Source organism: Luteimonas sp. RIT-PG2_3 (genome assembly GCF_054902115.1).
The window spans coordinates 464,598-481,969 of record NZ_JBUBPF010000001.1; the positions used below are offsets into that span (position 1 = coordinate 464,598).

11 protein-coding genes are annotated in these 17,372 nt (G+C 70.2%); 2 read left to right on the forward strand and 9 right to left on the reverse strand.

The features are described from left to right. Positions 1-96 precede the first annotated feature (96 nt). The 9 genes from ACYX7E_RS01960 to recC form a co-directional block, all read right to left on the reverse strand. Positions 97-390 carry an excalibur calcium-binding domain-containing protein gene (locus ACYX7E_RS01960; RefSeq protein WP_462078848.1) on the reverse strand — a complete coding sequence of 98 codons (294 nt, stop codon included), beginning with the start codon at positions 388-390 and terminating at the stop codon, positions 97-99. 55 nt (positions 391-445) lie between these two features. After that, complete coding sequence (locus ACYX7E_RS01965) at positions 446-1,279, reverse strand: restriction endonuclease (protein ID WP_462078849.1); 834 nt, start codon at positions 1,277-1,279, stop codon at positions 446-448. A 149-nt stretch (positions 1,280-1,428) separates the two neighbouring features. Beyond that, positions 1,429-1,647 (reverse strand): polyprenyl synthetase, encoded by a 219-nt coding sequence (locus ACYX7E_RS01970; RefSeq protein ID WP_462078850.1) that lies wholly within the window; start codon positions 1,645-1,647, stop codon positions 1,429-1,431. A 79-nt stretch (positions 1,648-1,726) separates the two neighbouring features. Beyond that, a complete protein-coding gene (locus ACYX7E_RS01975; protein ID WP_462079056.1) occupies positions 1,727-2,542 on the reverse strand; it encodes an arylamine N-acetyltransferase family protein in 816 nt (271 codons plus the stop codon). 201 nt (positions 2,543-2,743) lie between these two features. Continuing rightward, positions 2,744-4,024 (reverse strand): type II toxin-antitoxin system HipA family toxin, encoded by a 1,281-nt coding sequence (locus ACYX7E_RS01980; RefSeq protein WP_462078851.1) that lies wholly within the window; start codon positions 4,022-4,024, stop codon positions 2,744-2,746. Between the two features lie 13 nt (positions 4,025-4,037). Beyond that, positions 4,038-4,361: a helix-turn-helix transcriptional regulator gene (locus ACYX7E_RS01985; RefSeq protein ID WP_462078852.1), complete on the reverse strand. Its 324-nt coding sequence runs from the start codon at positions 4,359-4,361 to the stop codon at positions 4,038-4,040. Positions 4,362-4,480: 119 nt separating this feature from the next. Beyond that, complete coding sequence (recD, locus tag ACYX7E_RS01990; protein WP_462078853.1) at positions 4,481-6,499, reverse strand: exodeoxyribonuclease V subunit alpha; 2,019 nt, start codon at positions 6,497-6,499, stop codon at positions 4,481-4,483. Beyond that, the gene (locus tag ACYX7E_RS01995; RefSeq protein ID WP_462078854.1) at positions 6,496-10,278 is read right to left on the reverse strand and encodes a UvrD-helicase domain-containing protein; all 3,783 of its coding nucleotides are present in this window, start codon (positions 10,276-10,278) and stop codon (positions 6,496-6,498) included. The genes recD and ACYX7E_RS01995 overlap by 4 nt, the downstream gene beginning before the upstream one ends. Next, positions 10,275-13,763 carry an exodeoxyribonuclease V subunit gamma gene (recC, locus tag ACYX7E_RS02000; protein WP_462078855.1) on the reverse strand — a complete coding sequence of 1,163 codons (3,489 nt, stop codon included), beginning with the start codon at positions 13,761-13,763 and terminating at the stop codon, positions 10,275-10,277. The genes ACYX7E_RS01995 and recC overlap by 4 nt, the downstream gene beginning before the upstream one ends. Positions 13,764-13,918: 155 nt before the next feature. Between recC and ACYX7E_RS02005 the strand changes: the two genes are divergently transcribed. Both ACYX7E_RS02005 and ACYX7E_RS02010 read left to right on the forward strand, forming a co-directional pair. Continuing rightward, positions 13,919-15,097, forward strand: coding sequence for an Lnb N-terminal periplasmic domain-containing protein (locus ACYX7E_RS02005; protein ID WP_462078856.1), 1,179 nt, complete (start codon positions 13,919-13,921; stop codon positions 15,095-15,097). Further along, entirely contained in the window at positions 15,094-17,346 is a 2,253-nt protein-coding gene (locus ACYX7E_RS02010; protein WP_462078857.1) for an esterase/lipase family protein, read from the forward strand. Before ACYX7E_RS02005 ends, ACYX7E_RS02010 begins: the two co-directional genes overlap by 4 nt. Positions 17,347-17,372: the final 26 nt, after the last annotated feature.

Here is a 17,372-nt window from a genome sequence, read left to right on the forward strand (position 1 = left end):
TAACCAGCGCGCGCCAGTGGAAGCGCTCTGGTTGTTTCCAATTAGTTATTAAGATTCGAAACGCGGCCTAACGACCCAGCGGTTTTCGGTGTACTTCTATCCACACAACTGCGACTCACACGGCACCCCATCGCTATCCCCGTCCATCTTCGTGTCCGGGCAATTGCGGATGAAGAAAGTCGCTTCCTCGCACGACCGCATCTGCGAGCAGTGCTGGCGTCCATCGCAGCTGAAGCTCTGGGTTGGCGTTGGCAATACGCGCGTCGCGGCGGCGCGTGATGGCGTGGTGGTCGCGGCGATCGGTGTGACCGCCACAGGTTCCGGCGCATGGAAGTGGCGATAGCCGCCCCACGCGGCAGCGATGAGCAGCAGCACGATCAGAAAGCGCATGGCGGGTTCTGCCTGATTGGTGGCGAAGGAAGACAGCAACGCCCGCGAGCGGCGCTCATCGCGTGCCGCGGCATGCGGGGAACGTGGTGCAACCCCAGAAGGTGCTGTTGGCGCGGCGGTTGGTGCGTTCGACCATTGCGCTGCCGCAGCGTGGGCAGTCGGGTGTCGCTGCAATGGCCGGCGTCGCACTGGCGACGGCGGGTTCTATCCGAGGGGCGGGCATCGGCGTCGGTGCCGAGGCAGGCGTGCGGTCTGCGCGCTGTACGTCGCGGATCATCGCCAGCAGCGTCGCACCATCGATCAGTTCGATCGGCTTGCCTGCGGCGAAGCGTGCGGCGTCCTTGGTGAAGTTGCCGACGGTCGCGATGCGCACGGCGTGGGCGCCATGGTGGGCGAGCAGGCCGTACATTTCGCGGACGACATTCACCGGCACCTGCTGGCAGCGCCACTGCTTGCATTGCACCAGGGTGCGTTGGCGGCCCTTGCGCAGGATCAGGTCGATGCCGCCGTCGGCGCCTCCGAGGCCGGTCTCTTCGACGGTGTAGCCCTGCTTGCGGAAGGCTTCTCCGACCAGGCGTTCGAAGTCGCGCCAGCCGATCGCGGCGAGGCTGTCGAGGCCGGTGCGGGTGTCGAGCAGTTGGCGTCGCTTGCGGGCGCTTGCGTACGACAACACCGCACAGAACAGGCAGGCAATCAGGAACAGCCACGCCAGCGGAGCGAGGGCGTCACTCGAGACTCCGAGCGCTTGCGCGAACGGGCCTTGCTGGCGCGCGAGCCATGCGGGAATGCCGTAACGGATGCCGACATGCCCGAGGACAGCGACCACGACAATGATTGGCCATGGCAGCCTGGCCAAATCGTCAAAGAATCCCCGACGTCCGCGTCCCATGCGAATCTCCCGTCCCCTGCGCCCGACCTTAACCTGAATACGTGCAGGAGGAAAGCGTCAGCGCGCGTGGTGCTGGAGGTCCGCTGTCGTCGCAGCGCGGTGTCAGCAGGATGAGGAGCGCGACGATCAGTGACGCGCGTTGATGCCGGTCAGGCCTTCAGACCCTTGACCACTTCGGACACGTTGAGCCCCAGCTCAAGCTGCAGGCGCACGTACTCGCGCTCCTTGCGCGACAGGCTGCGGCCCAGCTCGATGCGGACGTCTTCCGCATGCAGGATGCGCATGATCCGCGGCAGCGCCGAACCGACGGTGTCGGGCAAGTAGCCGGCTTCGCGCAGCGCCGCAGTGATCAGTGCTTCAACGTCCATGACGCATCCAGGTGGGTTTGAGGACAAGAGGATGCACAGTCTAGCCGGGCGCGCATGCGGGCCCGCGCGTGCTGATGACCTATGCCAGCGCGGCGTCCTGCGCCAGCAGCCGCGAGATCGCGGCATGCAGCTGCGGATGCGCAGGTGCGCGGATGCCGAACACCTGCTGCAGCACATCGATCACCGCCTCCACGCTGTCCAGGGTCCGCTGCTCACTGGCACCGCCGATGCGATGCAACGTGTAGCGGACACCATTCAAGGTGTGGCGCAGGCCGGGTTCGACGCGGGCGGCGACGAGGCGGTCGCGGAACGGCGATTGCGGGTGCGTGGAGACGTACCAGTTGCCGACCTCGTGATCGATCGCGCATTGCGGTTGCAGGTCGAAGACGTACATGGCCCGCCATTCGCCGGCGACCTGCGCGCGCAGCACGCGGCGGTCGTCGTGCCGGGTGATGCGGAAGGACTCGTGCGGGGTGGCCTGCGCGTCTTCGGTGTCCAGACGCAGCGGCGCGGTCGGTACCAGTCCGCCAAAGCCGACGTCCGCCAGCCACGACACACCGTCCAGTTCGACCACTACGGCCTGGTGGGTGCGCGCGGTCTGCCGGTCTTCTGGCCCGCCCATGACGACGCGCCCGCTGATGGCGCGCGCCTGGAAGCCCAGTTGCTGCAGCAACACCAGGAACAGCTGGTTCAACTCGTAGCAATAACCGCCGCGTCCGTCGTGCAGCAGCTTGCGTTGCAGCGACGGCAGGTCCAGCGCCACCGGCTCGCGCAGCAACATGGCCACGGTCTCGAACGGGAAGGCGATGGTGTGGCGCAGTTGCAGCGCGCGCAGGGTGTCCAGCGTCGGCGGTGGCGGCTGGTCGTGGCCCAGGCGTGCGAGGTACAGGGGCATGTCGTTCAACGGCATGTCCTGAAGCGGCGCGTCATTCAAGGCGTGGGTCATCGTCGGGCCCTGGCGGCGGGTGGGGAGGCTACCTTGCCACCTTGAGTGCGGTTGAGGTCAAGGGCGGGAGCCTCTGTCCATCACCGTTCGGGCTTGCCCCCATGGTGACCGCCGAGAGCGCCGGCATCCGCACGTGCAGGCGCCGCTGGGTCAGCCGCGCGCCACGCGCTCGACCGCCCGCAATCCGATATCGGAGGCGCGACGGAACGCGTTTTCGACGGCATCGTTGTCATGTGCGGACACGCCGAGCGCGTCAAAACGTTCGCGCCACGGCCTGACCCCTGCCACCAGCGCTTCGATGAGCTGCGCGGCGGCACGACGCTGCAAGCCGAACTGGCCGGCCCCCTCCAGGGCGTTTTCCAGTTCGGCTGCGCGCCCATGTGGACCGACGCCCAGATGCAGGAAACGCTCGGTCGCGACCTGCGGCGATGGCACCACGTCGTACAGGGGACTTAAACGCCAGCCCCCCGCCTGTGCGTCGTAGAGAAAAGCATGATTGCGCAGATGGTCGTCGTTGTTGGACACCAGGATGTTGAACACCATGCGCTTGAACAGCTCGACCCGGTCGTTCTGGACATGCACGGCGGCACACCTGCGGCTGATCACCTGCGCAATCGCGGCATAACTCTGGTCTGGCGACGCCATTTCCGGCACGCCCAGCATCGTCAGCGCCGAGACCATGTGCCGCCGCGCCTGACCGCCGGGCACCGGCTCCCGATCGAAACGTTCGATGAGCATCGCCGAGCGCTGACCGTCGAGCGCGACCAGACGGGTCGCCGGCACATCCAGGCCGACGTCGCGCGCGAGCTCGAGCGTGGCGTACTCGATCGCCGGGACATTGAATCGCCGGTCGGAAGTGGACGGGAACTTCGCCACGAACTCGCGCCCGCCCTCGGTGACGACCGCCTTGGGGCGCATGCCGCCCATGGTCGGTCCTCCTTCGAAGTACACCGCCAGTTGCGCCGGCACGGGATCACCCGCCTCGACGCGCTCCACCGCCTCGAGCAGATACTGCAAGTCCAGGGACGTGGCCAACGTGCTTGGCCGCGGAGGACTATCGCGATTGGCGCGGATATCGAGCGCGCCGGCACGATCCGATCCGGCGTGATCGAGATAGGTCAGCTCCGACAGTGGACCGGTCCGACGCAGCCGGTTTTCGATCACCCGACGGCCCCAGGCATCCGGCGAGGCATCGCGGATGGCGCCGAACAGCGGCAGACCATGGATGGGCTCACGCGCGGTGGCGGTCTCCTCCGCACGTGGCAACGAGACCGGGTCGACATCGAGCGCCTCGGCGCGCTGCAGGTATTGCCTGCCGTACTGGAAGCGCGATGTCAGCAGCTCGCCATTGCGCTCGATCAGCTCGAGGCGACCGGCGGGAACGGCATCACGCTGTCCAGGGGGATGGATGAACACGTAGCGAGCGGTCATCTCGGGAGTCCAGTCAGAAGTCCAGATCAGGCTTGACGTTGCGCCGTGCGCGTCGCGCCTTGTGCTCGGCCAGCATCGCCTGCGATGCCGGGTCGTCGAGGGCCTGGATCTGCTTGAGCAGGCCAAGCTGTTCCATGACCGAGAGCCATGTTCCCAGGGCGGTCTCGACACTGCCTTTTTCGATGCGGATCACGGTGGCAGGGCTGGTCCGCGCACGGGTGGCCAGCTCTGTCTGCGGCATCCGCCGCGCGAGGCGCGCCTCGCGGACCAGACGGCCCAGATGGCGGGCGGCCCGCTGCGTTTCAGGGGTCGCAAAGTCGGATGCGATCGGGCGCATTTACTATCATCCATGCAACTTTAAGTGGCTTAATCTATCATGGATATCTGATTTCAAGTGCTGGTTCGGTTTTGCGCGGTTCACTGCCGTGGCCGCGCCCAGGGGCCGCGCAGCATCGCTCAGAACAATGCGCCTTGGCTCGGCGGGCCGTCGGTGTCCGGTTCGGGGACCGGCGCTGACTGACGCGGGGCGGGGGTGTCCTGCTCGCCCAGTCGCCAGCCCAGTCCGGACCACCGGCTCGCGTGTCGTGCCAGGGCGTCGGTGATGACGTCGGCGCTGGCGGCGAGGTGCAGGGTCTGGCGGGCGCGGGTCATGCCGGTGTAGACGAGTTCGCGCGACAGCACGCGGTTGAAGCGCGCGGGCAGCAGCAGCCAGACGTCGTCGAACTCGGAGCCCTGGGCCTTGTGCACGGTCATCGCGAAGGCGCTCTCGTGTGCGGGCAAGGCGGCGGGGTGGAACGGGCGCGGATGCTGGGGGTCGTCGCCGGGGAACCAGGCCATCAGGGCGCCGTCGTCGTCGGCATTCGCTCCCAAGAGGGGACTCGCTTCGCTTCGCCCCGAAGAGGGACTCGCTGCGCTTCGCAGGCAGATGCCGATGTCGCCATTGAACAGGCGGTGGCGGTAGCTGTTCTCGGTGATCAGTAGCAGGCGGCCGTGGAAGTAGCCCTGGCCGGTGCTGCCGGCCTGCAGGGCGCCGGCGGATTGCAGGCGCTCGGTCAGCAAGGCTTCGATGCGGGCGTTGAGGCCGCGTGCGCCCTGCGGGCCTTCGCGGACGGCGGTCAGGATGCGCAGGCGACCGGCCAGTGCGAGGGCATCGGCGGGTCGCTCGCTGTCGGCCAATGCCGTCCAGTGCGCGAGCAGCGGTTGGCGATGCGTCTGCAGCGGGTCGGCAAGGCCTTCGTGGAACTGCACGCCGGACAGTTCGCCGCGGCGCAGCAGCGCCAGCGCGGCCTGGCTGTCGCCGGCCCGCACGGCGCTGGCCAGCGGTGCGAGTTGCAGGGCTTCGCTCTGGCGGTAACCACGCCGCAGGTGGACATGGCGGCCGGGGAAGCGGGAGCCGCCAAGGTCGGTGGCATCGCCGGACGTGTTGCCGAGCAATGGCTGCAACGCCCGGGCGTCGTCGTCCGTGAGGGTGCTGCCATCGCCGGCCGCGCGCAGGATGCCGCTGAGCACGTCGCCGGCTTCGACCGACGGCAACTGGTCCGGATCGCCGAGCAGCACGAGGCGCGCGCCATCGGCCACGGCATCGACCAGCTTGGCCATCAGCGGCAGGTCGATCATCGAGGCTTCGTCGACGACGACGACATCGACCGGCAACGAGTTGTCGGCGTGGTGGCGGAAGCGCGGCGAGTCGGGAATGGTGCCAAGCAGGCGATGCAGAGTGGTGCCGGTGGTCGGCAGGTGTTCGCACAGCGCGGGCGCGATGCCGAGCGCGGTCAGCGCCTGCACGGCGTTGCGCAAACTCTCGGCGATGCGTTCGGCGGCGCGACCGGTGGGGGCGGCCAGCGCGATGCGCGGCGCGGGTTTGCCTGCCGCCGCGGCCTGCGCGGTCAGCAGTACCAGCAGGCGGGTGATCGTGGTGGTCTTGCCGGTGCCGGGGCCGCCGGTGACCAACAGCAGGCTGTGGCGCAATGCGCTCGCGGCGGCGCGGGCCTGCAGGTCGGGCGCGTCGCCGGAGACCGATGCCGAGGCGCCGGGGAACAGTTGCGCGAACAGCGGCGCCAGTGCGGCGACATCGCTGGCGTCGGGCACGTGCGCGCCGATGCGGCGCAGGCCGAGCACGAGATGGCGTTCGTACTCGCGATAGCGGCGCAGGTACAGCAGGCCGTGCTCGGACACCAGCGGTGCATCGGCGGCGGATTCGCTGTCCGCATCGACCGGCCGCGCGACCCAACGCGAGGCATCCAGTTGCGCCTGCCAGTCGGCGGGCGCGGGCCAGTCGATCGGCGCGTCGACCAGCAGCTGCGGCGCCGAGGGCGAGAAGCCGGCATGGCCGGACGCGACCGCCAGCGACGCCAGCGCGGCGGCGGCGAGCACGACGTCGGGCGTGTCGGGATCGAGACGACGCAGGCTCTGCGCCAGCGCATGGTCGAGCGTGCGCAAGGCGTTGGCGTCGCGCAGTTGCTGCAGCAGGCTCATGCGGCGGCCTCGCTATCGCGGCCGGCAAACAGCGCGTCGAGCGCGTCGACCAGCGCCGGTGCGAAGCGCCAGGCCTGCACGCCCGGCGCGCTTCCATGCGGCATGCTTTCATGCGGCCCGCTTCCCGGTGTCACGTCAGCACGCGCCGCATCGACGCGCGTCACATCGAGGCCGCGGCAGAACAGGTAACGCACGCCGCCGAAATCGCGGTCGTAGTCGTAGCCGCCGCCCGCGCTGGCGGCGCCGAGGCGGAAGCGCAGCCAGCGATGCAGGGCCAGGGTGTAGATCAGCGCCTGCAACTCGTACTCGCTGTGCGCCATCGCGTCGGCGAGTTGCGCGGGGCCGTAGCCGGGCAGGCGGTTGGACTTGTAGTCGAGCACGTACCAGCGCCCGTCGTGCAGGTAGGTCAGATCGATCAGGCCGGTCATCAGGCCTTCGAGCTTGCGACGCAGGCCGAAGCCATGGCGCGTGGCCAGCAGGCCATGGCGGTGCAGCAACGCCAGCAGCGCATCGACGCGCGTGGGTGCGAGTGCGAACTGGAATTCGATTTCAGGGCGGCGCCGTTCGGCGGGCACATCGGCCAGGCGCACGCCTTCGGGCAGGGTGACGGTCAGCGTCTGCCCGACCAGCGGTGCAAGGAAGGCGAGGCCGTCGTCGATGTCCTGCGTCGGATAGCCGCCGGCCCGCAGTCGCTCGACGATGACGTCGGCGTCTTCCTGCGGCGGCGGGCTGCCGGGCGTCCACTGCGCCCAGCGTTCGAAGGCGCTGCGTTCCAGCACGTCGTGCAACACGACACCGAAACGTGCGCCGGCAAACCGGGGATCGAAAGGATCGGCATCGGTGTCGCTGCCGGTCGCGGCGTCGAGGTCGGCGGCGGGTTCGTCCTGTCCGCCGGGCGCGGGCTGGGTGGCTGCCGTGGAGGCATCGCCATGGCCCTCGGCGTTGGCGAGCTGGGTGAAGCTGTAGACCCACCAGTCGCTGGCCAGCACGCGCCGGGCGATGCGCGCAGGCGGCACCGCGTCGCCGGTTTCCGGCGGCAGCCACGGCAAGCCTTCGGGCGGCATGCGCGTGTCGACATGGATCGCCGCGCCGAGCACATCGGCGAGCGCGGCCGGATCGGCGATCATCGGCGCCAGTGCGGCCTTGTCGTGGTGGTAAAAGCGGCCGCCGGCCAGCCACAGCGCGTGGCGTGCGCGTGTCAGCCCGACATACAGCAGGCGCGCATCCTCGGCGCGCTGGGCCTCGGCCCAGGCCTGCCTGGCCGCGTCCCAACCGGAGATCGATGGCAGCAGTTTCCAATGCAGCGCGCGACCGCTGCCGGGCGCGTCGCCATCGCTATCGCCGGGAGTGTCGGCATCGGTCACGGCCTCGGCGACGGTGACATGCTGGCCGGCGCTGCGCGCGTTGCCGCCGATCCCGGCGAACGGCAGGAACACCAGCGGATATTCGAGGCCCTTGCTCTTGTGCAGGGTCACGACCTGCACGCGGCGCGCATCGGATTCCAGCCGCAGCAGCTGGCTGTCGTCATCGGAAGACGCGGCGGCGATCGCACGCGCCAGCCAGTCGACCAGACCGTGCAATCCGAGCGCATGCGCCTGCGCTTCCTGCAGCAGTTCGGCCAGTTGCAGGTAGTTGGTCAGCCGGCGCTCGCCATCGAGTAGACCAAGCAATCGTCCGGCCTGTTCGGCACAGAGGTCGCTGACCAGGGCCAACGGCCCGCCGCGCTGCAGGCGATCGCGCCAGCCGAGGGCGGCGAGTTGCCAGCGGCGCAGCGCTTCGCCATCGCTGCTTTGCGTGGGATCGCTGAGTGCCGCGACCTGGTGCGCGTCCTCGCCGATCAGGACCGTCGACAGCGCCATGCGCAGGCGACCGTCGTCGGCGCCATGCAGCAGAGCCAGCAACAGCGCATGCAGGTCGCGGGCTTCGGGGGTTGCGAACAGGCTCTGCTTGCCGGCGGCGACGGCCGGGATGCCGACCGCGGCCAGCGCCTGGCGGATGCGCGTGGCCTCGTTGTGGCTGCGCACCAGCACGGCGATGTCGCCGGGCTGCACGGGGCGGCCCTCGATGCTGGCCTGGCCCTGGCGCGCGGCGCTCAGGACGTCGTGGATCGCGGCGACGCAGGCGCGGGTAGCGAGCTCGCGCGATTGCGGCGCGCTCCATGGCCTGGCCTTGCCCTTCGCATCAGGCGGCGGCTCGGGCGCCTGCCACAGCGTCAGCGCCGGGGCGGGGCGGCCATCGCGCAGATAGTCGTCGTCGCTGCGCAATCCGCCCGGCACCACTTCGCGGAACTGGATGCGCGCGTCGACGAACGGTGCGACGCCGGCCGCGTCGGCCTGTGCGTACAGCGCCGAGGTCGCACGCAATACGCCGGGGCGCGAGCGGAAGTTCGACGACAGCGGCGGCGCTTCCTCGGCGGTGGCCTTGGCGGCGAGATAGGTCTCGACGTCGCCGCCACGGAAGCCGTAGATCGCCTGCTTGGGGTCGCCGATGACGAACAGCGCGGGCGCCTGGCCATGCAGCCGTGCGCTGGCGGCACCGAAGACGCGATCGAAGATGCGCCACTGGCGCGGATCGGTGTCCTGGAATTCATCGACCAGGGCGACCGCGTACTGCGCACGCAGGCGCGCGACCAGCGCATCGGCATGCGCGCCATCGACGGCATCGGCCACACGGTCGATCAGGTCGTCGTAGGTCTGCACGCGCTGCTGCTGCTTGAAGCGCGCGACGCGGGCACGGGCATCGGTGCGCAGACTGTGCAGCAGTTCGACGCGACGCGCATCCTGCCATTCGTCCAGCGCGGCCAGCGCGTCGAGGTAGGCGGGTACGTGGTCGCAGATCGGCGACTCCGGCGTGCGACCGATGCCGCCCTTGCTGGTCCGCTGCAGCAACAGCTCGCGCTGCAGCTGCGGCAGCTTGGCATGCCCGAACGGCATGCTGCTGTCGCCGGCCACGGACCACGCGCCCAAGGCATCGAACAGGTCGAGGATCCACTCGCGCCTGTAGCTGTTGCCGTTGAGGATCTTGCCGTCGACGGCGGCGAGCAGGGACGCGAGGAAGTCGTCGCCGTGCGCGCGCAAGGCCGCGGCCAGTGCATCACCGGACGCGCGCAAACGCGGCGCGGGATCGGCGGGCACTTCGGCCAGGGCCGGACGCAACACCGGCTCGCGCACCAGTGGCGACAGGTCGCCGGCCAGCACGGGCGGGCCGCCCGACCACAGGGCGATCAGGTCGTCGGCGGCAGCGGCATCAACGCCATGCGCACGCCACAGGTCGGCGGCGATGGCCTCGCGCAAGGTCGCGTCGTTGGCGATCAGCTCGGGGGCGTCGAAGCCCTGGCCCGATTCGAGTGCGTGCTCGCGCAGCACGCGCGCGCAGAAGCCGTGGATCGTGAAGATCGCAGCGAGGTCGATGTCGTTGGCGGCGGCATGCAGGCGCTTGCGCAGCGCGGCCACGGTCTCCTCGCCACGCGCGAGGTGGGCATCGAGAATCGCGCGCGTCAGCACTTCTTCCGGCGAGGCGCCGTCGCTGACGGGAGCATCGAGCACGCGCTCGGAGGTCAGCAGGCGCTTGCGGATGCGGCTGCGCAGTTCCTGGGTCGCGGCCTCGGTGAAGGTCACCGCGAGGATCTGGCCGATGCGCAGGCCGCGCTCGACCACCAGGCGCACGACCAGCGTCGCCAGCGTGAAGGTCTTGCCGGTGCCGGCCGAGGCTTCGATGGCGCGCACGCCGTCGAGCGGCAACGTCAGGTAGGGATCGTGCACGGCGACGAGGTCGCTCATTCCGCGTCCTCGTCATCGGCATGCGCATCGAAGTGGGCGGCGAGGGTGCGCAAGGCGTCGGCATCGGTGCCGGCATGCTGCAGGCCGGACACCAGCGCGCCATAGATCGTCAACGCGAGGTCGACGAACGCAACCTGCGTGGCTTCATCGGCAAACGGATCGCGACCGCGCAGTGCGAGCCGCAGGGCTTCGCCGGAGCCTTCGCCCCAGCTGCGATCGCTGCCGCGCCAGCGCTTGGCGGCGGCATCGAGGCCCTTCTCCAGCGTGTCGGCCTTGAACAACTCCCAGCCGCTGTACGGCGCGAACGGCAGGGGCACATGCAGGCCCTGCGTGCGCAGGTCGATCAGCAGGCGCAGCAGCGCGCGCGCCTGCGCAGGGTCGAGCGGCGGGCGAGGATACGGCCCGACCCCGGCCTGGCCGCCATCGTGGAACTGCACCAGCGGCATCTCGAGTCCGGCGGCGCTGGCCAGCAGCCAGTCGAGGCCGTCGCGGATGGCGGAGGTGCCGTTGGGCGCCTCGAAGCGGATGCGCGCGATGCCCTGCGGATAGACGTCGGCGATGCGCCCATGCAGGACGACGCCATCGATGTCGACCTCCCGCTGCGGCGCCTCGGGGGTGGCATCGCCGCGCCAGTCCTGGAACGCGAGCGCGTAGGGTTCGACGACTGCTCGCACCTGCTCCAGCGTGCGCCGGCCCAACGCGCCCGACGGCAGCAGGCCACGCGCGCGCAGCAAGGCCTGCGTGGTCGCATCGTCGTCGCCGCGCAGGCGCGCATCGAACACCGCCTGCTGCAGGCGCTGGCGGTCGAGACCACGGCCGGGCGCGACCAGCGGTTCGACATCGCCATCGAGCGCGTCGACTTCGGCCAGCCGCAGGCCCAACCGCTGTTGCAGGAAGGTCTGCGCCGGCGCTTGGAGAAAGCGCCGCAGGGCATCGAGCGACAGGCGAGGGTCGTCGCCCTGCGCAGCATCGCTGGCATCGGCCGCAGCGAGCGGTCCGCCCGCGAACCACGGCGACAGCGGCACGCGCCGTTGCAGCGGCTGCGCGGCGGCCGGCCACCATTGCGGGCGATACGAGAACCGGCGTGGTTCATCGCCGGCGCCGAACGCGGCCGGCGCGAACGGCTGCAAGGGATGGCGCACGACCAGGGCCTGGGCGGTGTCGACGTCGGGCAGGTGTTGATCGGTAACGGCATCGAGCAGTTCGGCGACCAGCACCGACGGCTCGCGCAGACTGCCGTCGCGCGGATCCGCACCCTGGTAGCTGACGTAGAACACGTCCTGCGCGGCGGAGAACAGCTGCAGGAACAGGAAGCGGTCGTCGTCGCGGGTCGAACGATCACCAAGGCGACGACGATCGCTGCCGAGTTCGGCCGTCAGGCGGTTGAGTCCAGCCGCCGGATCGCGACGCGGGAAATCGCCATCGTCCATGCCGAGCAGGCAGATCACACGGAACGGCAGCAGGCGCATCGGCACCATGCGACCGATGCTGACGCCGCCGGTCAGCAGTGGCGCGCGGGTATCGGCCTCGCCCAGGACGCTGGCGAAATGCGCGCGCACCGCCTCGGCCGGCACCGGCGCATCGAAGCCGGCGCGGCCGGCATCGGCGGCGAAGGCGTCGATCAGATGGCGCAGGCGATCGAGCGCGCGTTGCGTCGACGGGGTCGAGGGCGGGCGCGGCAACAGGGCATCGAGCAGGCGCAGCAGGCGATCGCGCCAGGCCTCGGGCGGCATCGCCTCGCCCAGCACGGTGGCGTAGCGCGCAAGCACGCGCAGCAGGCGGACCAGGGTGTCGAGCGCATCGAGCGCGCTGCCTTCGAGCTCCGGCAACGGTGCGACGAGGTTGCCTGACGCCGACACGATCGGCGCATCGCTGCCGCTGGCATGGCCGAGCAGCAGGCGGTCGAGCGCGAAGGCCCAGGTATAGGCATCGTCGTGCGGGGCATCCAGCCGCTCGCGATGGGCGGCATCGATGCCCCAGCGCGCGCCAGCCGCGTGCAGCCAGGCATGCAGGCGGGCGAAGGCGGCGGCATCGAGGGCGCTGCCGTTGGGGCCGGCCTGTTCGGCCAGTGGCGGACTGGCCAGCAGGTCCAGCGTTTCCTCGAGCCCGAAGCGCGCGACCGGCAAGGCCAGCAGGCGCAGGAAGACGTCCGCCAAGGGTTCGCCGGCCAGCGGGCTGGCATCGGCGAGCGCGTAGGGGATGTGCGGGCCGGCGCCGTCTTCGCGCCCGCGACTGCCGAACACCGCCTCCAGGTACGGGATGTAGGGATCGATGTCGGGCGCCAGCACCGCGACATCGCGCGGCTGCAGCGGCGGATCGAAACGCGGATCCTCGAACAGCCCGCGCAGCTGGTCGTGCAGCACCTGCAGCTCGCGCAGCCGGGTATGGCAGGCATGCACTTGCAGGCTGGGATCGTCACGACGCAGGGCCGGCAAGCGCGTGCGGGCATCTGTCGCGGTCGGCGACAACAACGGCGGCGGCCGGCGATGGAACAGATCGGACTGCATCCGGCGCAGCAGGCTGCCTTTCAGCGCACCGCCGCCGTCGCCGGGATCGGCGTCGCCGCGGATCTCGACATCCGGATGCACCACTTCATAGCCGCCGAGTACGGCCATGAAATCGACGCCGGCCGCGCCCCAGGCCTGCAGCAGTGGGTTTTCCCCATTGACGGCTGCCGACGCGACGGCGGCCGTCGCATCGGCCTCGGCAGCGCCGGCGCGCAGGCGCTGCAGGTCGCCCCAGTAACCGCGGCTCGGCGACGGCACGTAGAAATGCAGCGTGCCTACGCGCGCCTGCGTCGACAGCACGCGCAGCACATCGGGCGAGACGTTCAAGGTTGCGAACGCGAACAACCGCGTCGGCAGTCCGCTGGGCAAGGCGCTGCCGGGCGCCTGGTAACGGTCGAGGTACTGCTGGATGCGGCGCGCACGGTGATCGCGGCCGCGCGCGATGCGCCGCCACAGGATCGCCTGCGGATCGTCGCGGTCGGCGCCGTCTTCCCAGCGCAGCAGCCAGTCGCGGCGCCAGGCCTGGTACTTCTCGAACACCGCCGCCAGTTCGCCGGCCAGGGCCCAGGCGCGCAACGGATCCCCGCGTCCCGCGGGCCCGGACGCGACATGCGCCCGCAAGGCCGCCAGTGCCGGCTGCGCGAGCAGGTCGGCATCGGTCAGTGCGGCATACAACTGCCAGTGCAGCGCGGCGGCATCGAGCTCGTCGTCGCCCGGCCCGAGATTGGCGGCCAGCGCGCGGCCGACGAATTCGCCGGGCGTCACGAACTCCAGGTTGGCGGCGATGCCGTGTTCGGCGGCCAGCGTGGACTGCAGCCAGCGCCGCATCGCGACCTGCGGGATCAGTACGACTTCCGGCACCAGGATCGACTGCCCCGGCAGCGGCCGTGCGAGTTCGGCCGCCAGCAGGCCGGCCAACACGTCGAGCGCGTTGGAGTGGTAAAGGCGGAAGTCGTTGGCGGCGGCCTGATCGGGCATCCGCGCATGATGACGGATCCGCATCGCATGCGCCGAGACCGACGCTGCCACGCGCTTCGCTGACGACCCACGGAACGCCTGCTGGAAGTGTCGCGACATCACCATCCTGCTAACCTGCGCCGCGCCACTCCCCACACGCTTCCGGAACCCGCCACGTGCCTGCAGGCCATCGCCCGACTGCCGCGACGACGCCCGTGCCGCGCCGTCGGCTGCTTGCCCTGCTGCGCGGTATCGGCGCGGGCCTGCTGGTGCTGGTCGGGCTGCTCGCGACGGCATGGGGCGCGCTGGCGCTGTGGTACCAGGCGCCTGGCGCAGAATGGCTTGTCATCGCGCTGGTCGCGGCCTGGTCGCTGCTCGGGCTGGTGGCCTGCGTCGCCATCGCGCTGCGCGCGCGCGCGTGGCGCCACCGGTCCGACAGGGCTCCATTGCGATGGACGCTGCCGGCATGCGCGCTGGCCTGGCTGGTGCTGCTGGTCTGGTGGCAGACGCTGCAGCCCTCGCACCAGCGCGACTGGGCCGACGATGTCGCGCGGCTGCTGGCACCCGAGGTCGTCGGCAATCGCCTGACGCTGCACAACGTGCGCGATTTCGACTGGCGTAGCGAGACCGACTACGACGCGCGATGGGAGACCCGCGAGTACGACCTCGACCGGCTGGTGTCGGCCGACCTGGTGCTGTCGTACTGGATGGGCCCGGCGATCGCGCACACGCTGGTGTCGTTCGGCTTCGACGATGGCCGCCAGCTGGTGTTCTCGCTGGAGATCCGCAAGGAGCGCCAGGAATCGTTCTCGGCGATCGCCGGCTTCTTCAAGCAGTACGAGACCGTGCTGGTCGCGGCCGACGAGCGCGACATCGTGCGCGTGCGCAGCAATGTGCGCGGCGAGGATGTCTACCTCTACCGGCTGACCGCGACGCCGGCGCAGCTGCGGGCGATGCTGCTGGGATACCTGGACCGCGCGGATGAACTGCGCCGGACGCCCCGCTTCTACAACACGCTGACCAGCAACTGCACGACCATCGTGTTCGAGTTGGCGCGCAGGATCTCGCCGGGCCTGCCGCTGGACTACCGCCTGCTGCTGTCGGGCTATCTCGGCGAATACGTGCATGACCTCGGCGCGCTGGCGCCCGGCTACGACTTCCCGGCCCTGCAGGCCGCCGGCCGCATCACCGACCGCGCCAAGGCCGCCGACGCCAGCGGCGAGGACTTCACGCAGGCGATCCGCCGCGGCGTTCCTGGCATGGCCGGCGCGCCCAGCGGTTCACCGGCGGGTGGTGCCCCCTCCAGGCATGCGCCTACCGCACGCGCCCCTTCCGACCTCGGGAACTCGCCATGACGCTGCGTCCTTCCCGCATCCGCCAGACGTTGCGCGCACGCCTGCCTGCCGGCCTGCTGGCCGTCGTGCTGATGGGCACGCTCGGCGGCTGCGCGCTGCTGCGCGAGTTCCAGCCGTCGGTCGCGGTCGAGCCGATGAGCCCCGGCGAGTATATCGCGCTGCAACGTGGCGACATCCTGACCACCGGCAAGCTCAGCGCGTTGACCGCGCAGACGCTGCGCGTGGCCGGCCTGGATGTCGATGCCTGCGCGACGCCCGCGCTGGCGTGCATCGATGCGCTGCGTGAGGTGCAGGGCATCTCCGACGAGCGCCGCCTGTCGGCGACCGCCGAACTGTGGCTGCAGCATGCGATCGCATTGCCGGCGCCTGCCAAGCCGGGCAAGGCCACCACCACGCCGGCAAAGCCGGCCAGGATCGACCCCGCACAGGCCGCGGCCGCGGCCGACGCCGCGCTCGCCGAGCGCCGCCTGCAGGCATGGATGGAAGCCGGGCGCCATGCCTATGCCTATCTGTTCTTCACCACGCGTACGCCGGGCGAGCGCGCGTTCGAGGATCGCCAGACCCAGGTACGCGACTGGTACAACGCGGCGGTGCAGGAAGCGACGACGCAGCTGTTCGACGCGCGGCTGGGCGAAACGCCCGACAGCGCGACCGTCAGCCGGGCGCAATACGCGGGCTGGACGTTGCGCATTGACCTGGCCGGCGTGCGCCTGCCCGACGGCACGGCAACGCCGAAGGAATTGCTGCCGGCGTCCTCGCTGTCGTTCCAGGGACTGCGCAGCACCTACCGCCGCGATGGTTTCGGCGCGGAACTGGTCGCCGTCATGGACGACGATCCGGTCACGCTGCCGCCGCCAACGGCCAACGGCAATGCCGACGCAGACGCAGATGCAGACGCAGACACCGATACGGCTGCGCGCGATGCCGGCAATCGCAATGGCCGTGATACCCGTGCGCGCGATCAGGACGACGAGCGCGATGCCTTCGCGGCCGGCAATCCGCGCGGGCCGTCGGCGCGCAGGCACCGGCGCGAGCCACCGGCCTGGAGCGAGATGCCGTCGCCCAACATGACCGTGCTGTTCCGCTATGGCGGCGACGATCTCGCCAGCGTGCTGGCGACGCGCGAGGTCCAGGTCAGCGTGCACGATCCCTACGTCGACAGCCTGGTGACGCTGCACGGGCAACAGGTGCCGCTGGCCGCGAACTTCACTGCCGGCTATGGCCTATGGCTGGCCCGCTCGGGCTTCAACCGGCAATCGCTGCGCACGCTGTTCGGCCGCGCCCAAGGCATCGAACATCCGCACCTGTACCTGATGCAGCCCTACGATCCCGATCGCCGGATCATCCTGATGCTGCACGGCCTGGCCAGCAGTCCGGAAGCCTGGGTCAACGTCGCCAACGAGTTGCAGGGCGACGAGGCGCTGCGCCGCGAGTTCCAGATCTGGCAGGTCTATTACCCGACCAACATGCCGGTGGTCTTCAACCACGCGCAGATCCGCCGGCTGGTGTCGAGCGCGCTCGCGCATTTCGATCCGCAGCATCAGGCGGCGGCCTCGCGCGACATCGTGCTGGTGGGGCACAGCATGGGCGGCATGATCGCGCGGCTGATGGTGTCGTCGTCCGACCAGCAATTGTGGAATGCATTGCTGGGCGAATTCGACATCCCGCCCGACCGCCTGGCGCGGATCCGCCCGCGCCTGGATCCGATGCTGCGCTTCCAGCCGTTCCCGGGCGTCGAGCGCGCGGTCTTCATCGCCACGCCGCATCGCGGCACGGCGGTCGCGGGCCATCGCGTCGGGCGCTGGATCTCGCGGCTGGTGCGGTTGCCGTTGACGCTGCTGGAAAACTTCGACGACGTGCTGCAGACGCTGGCAGGTGCAACATCGAAATCGGCGGACGGCAAGCCCGCGGGTGGCATCCCGAACAGCATCGACAACCTCGATGGCAGCGACCCATTCGTGCAGGCGGCGGCCGACCTGCCGATCTCACCCGCGGTGCGCTACCACTCGATCATCGCGCAGCTCAAGCCCGGCACGCCGCTGGAGGCCAGCGACGACGGCCTGGTGCCGTATCCGAGCGCGCACCTGGCGGGCGCAGTGTCGGAGAAGGTCATCGTGTCCGGGCACAGCGTGCAGGAAACCGCACCGGCGATCCTCGAACTGCGGCGCATCCTGCACGAGGACCTGCGCCAGGGCGCCGGCGACACCCGCGACGCGGCGACACCGCAGGACGTCCCCGGACAACCCTAGCCCTCCGCCAGGCACGTGGATCGCGC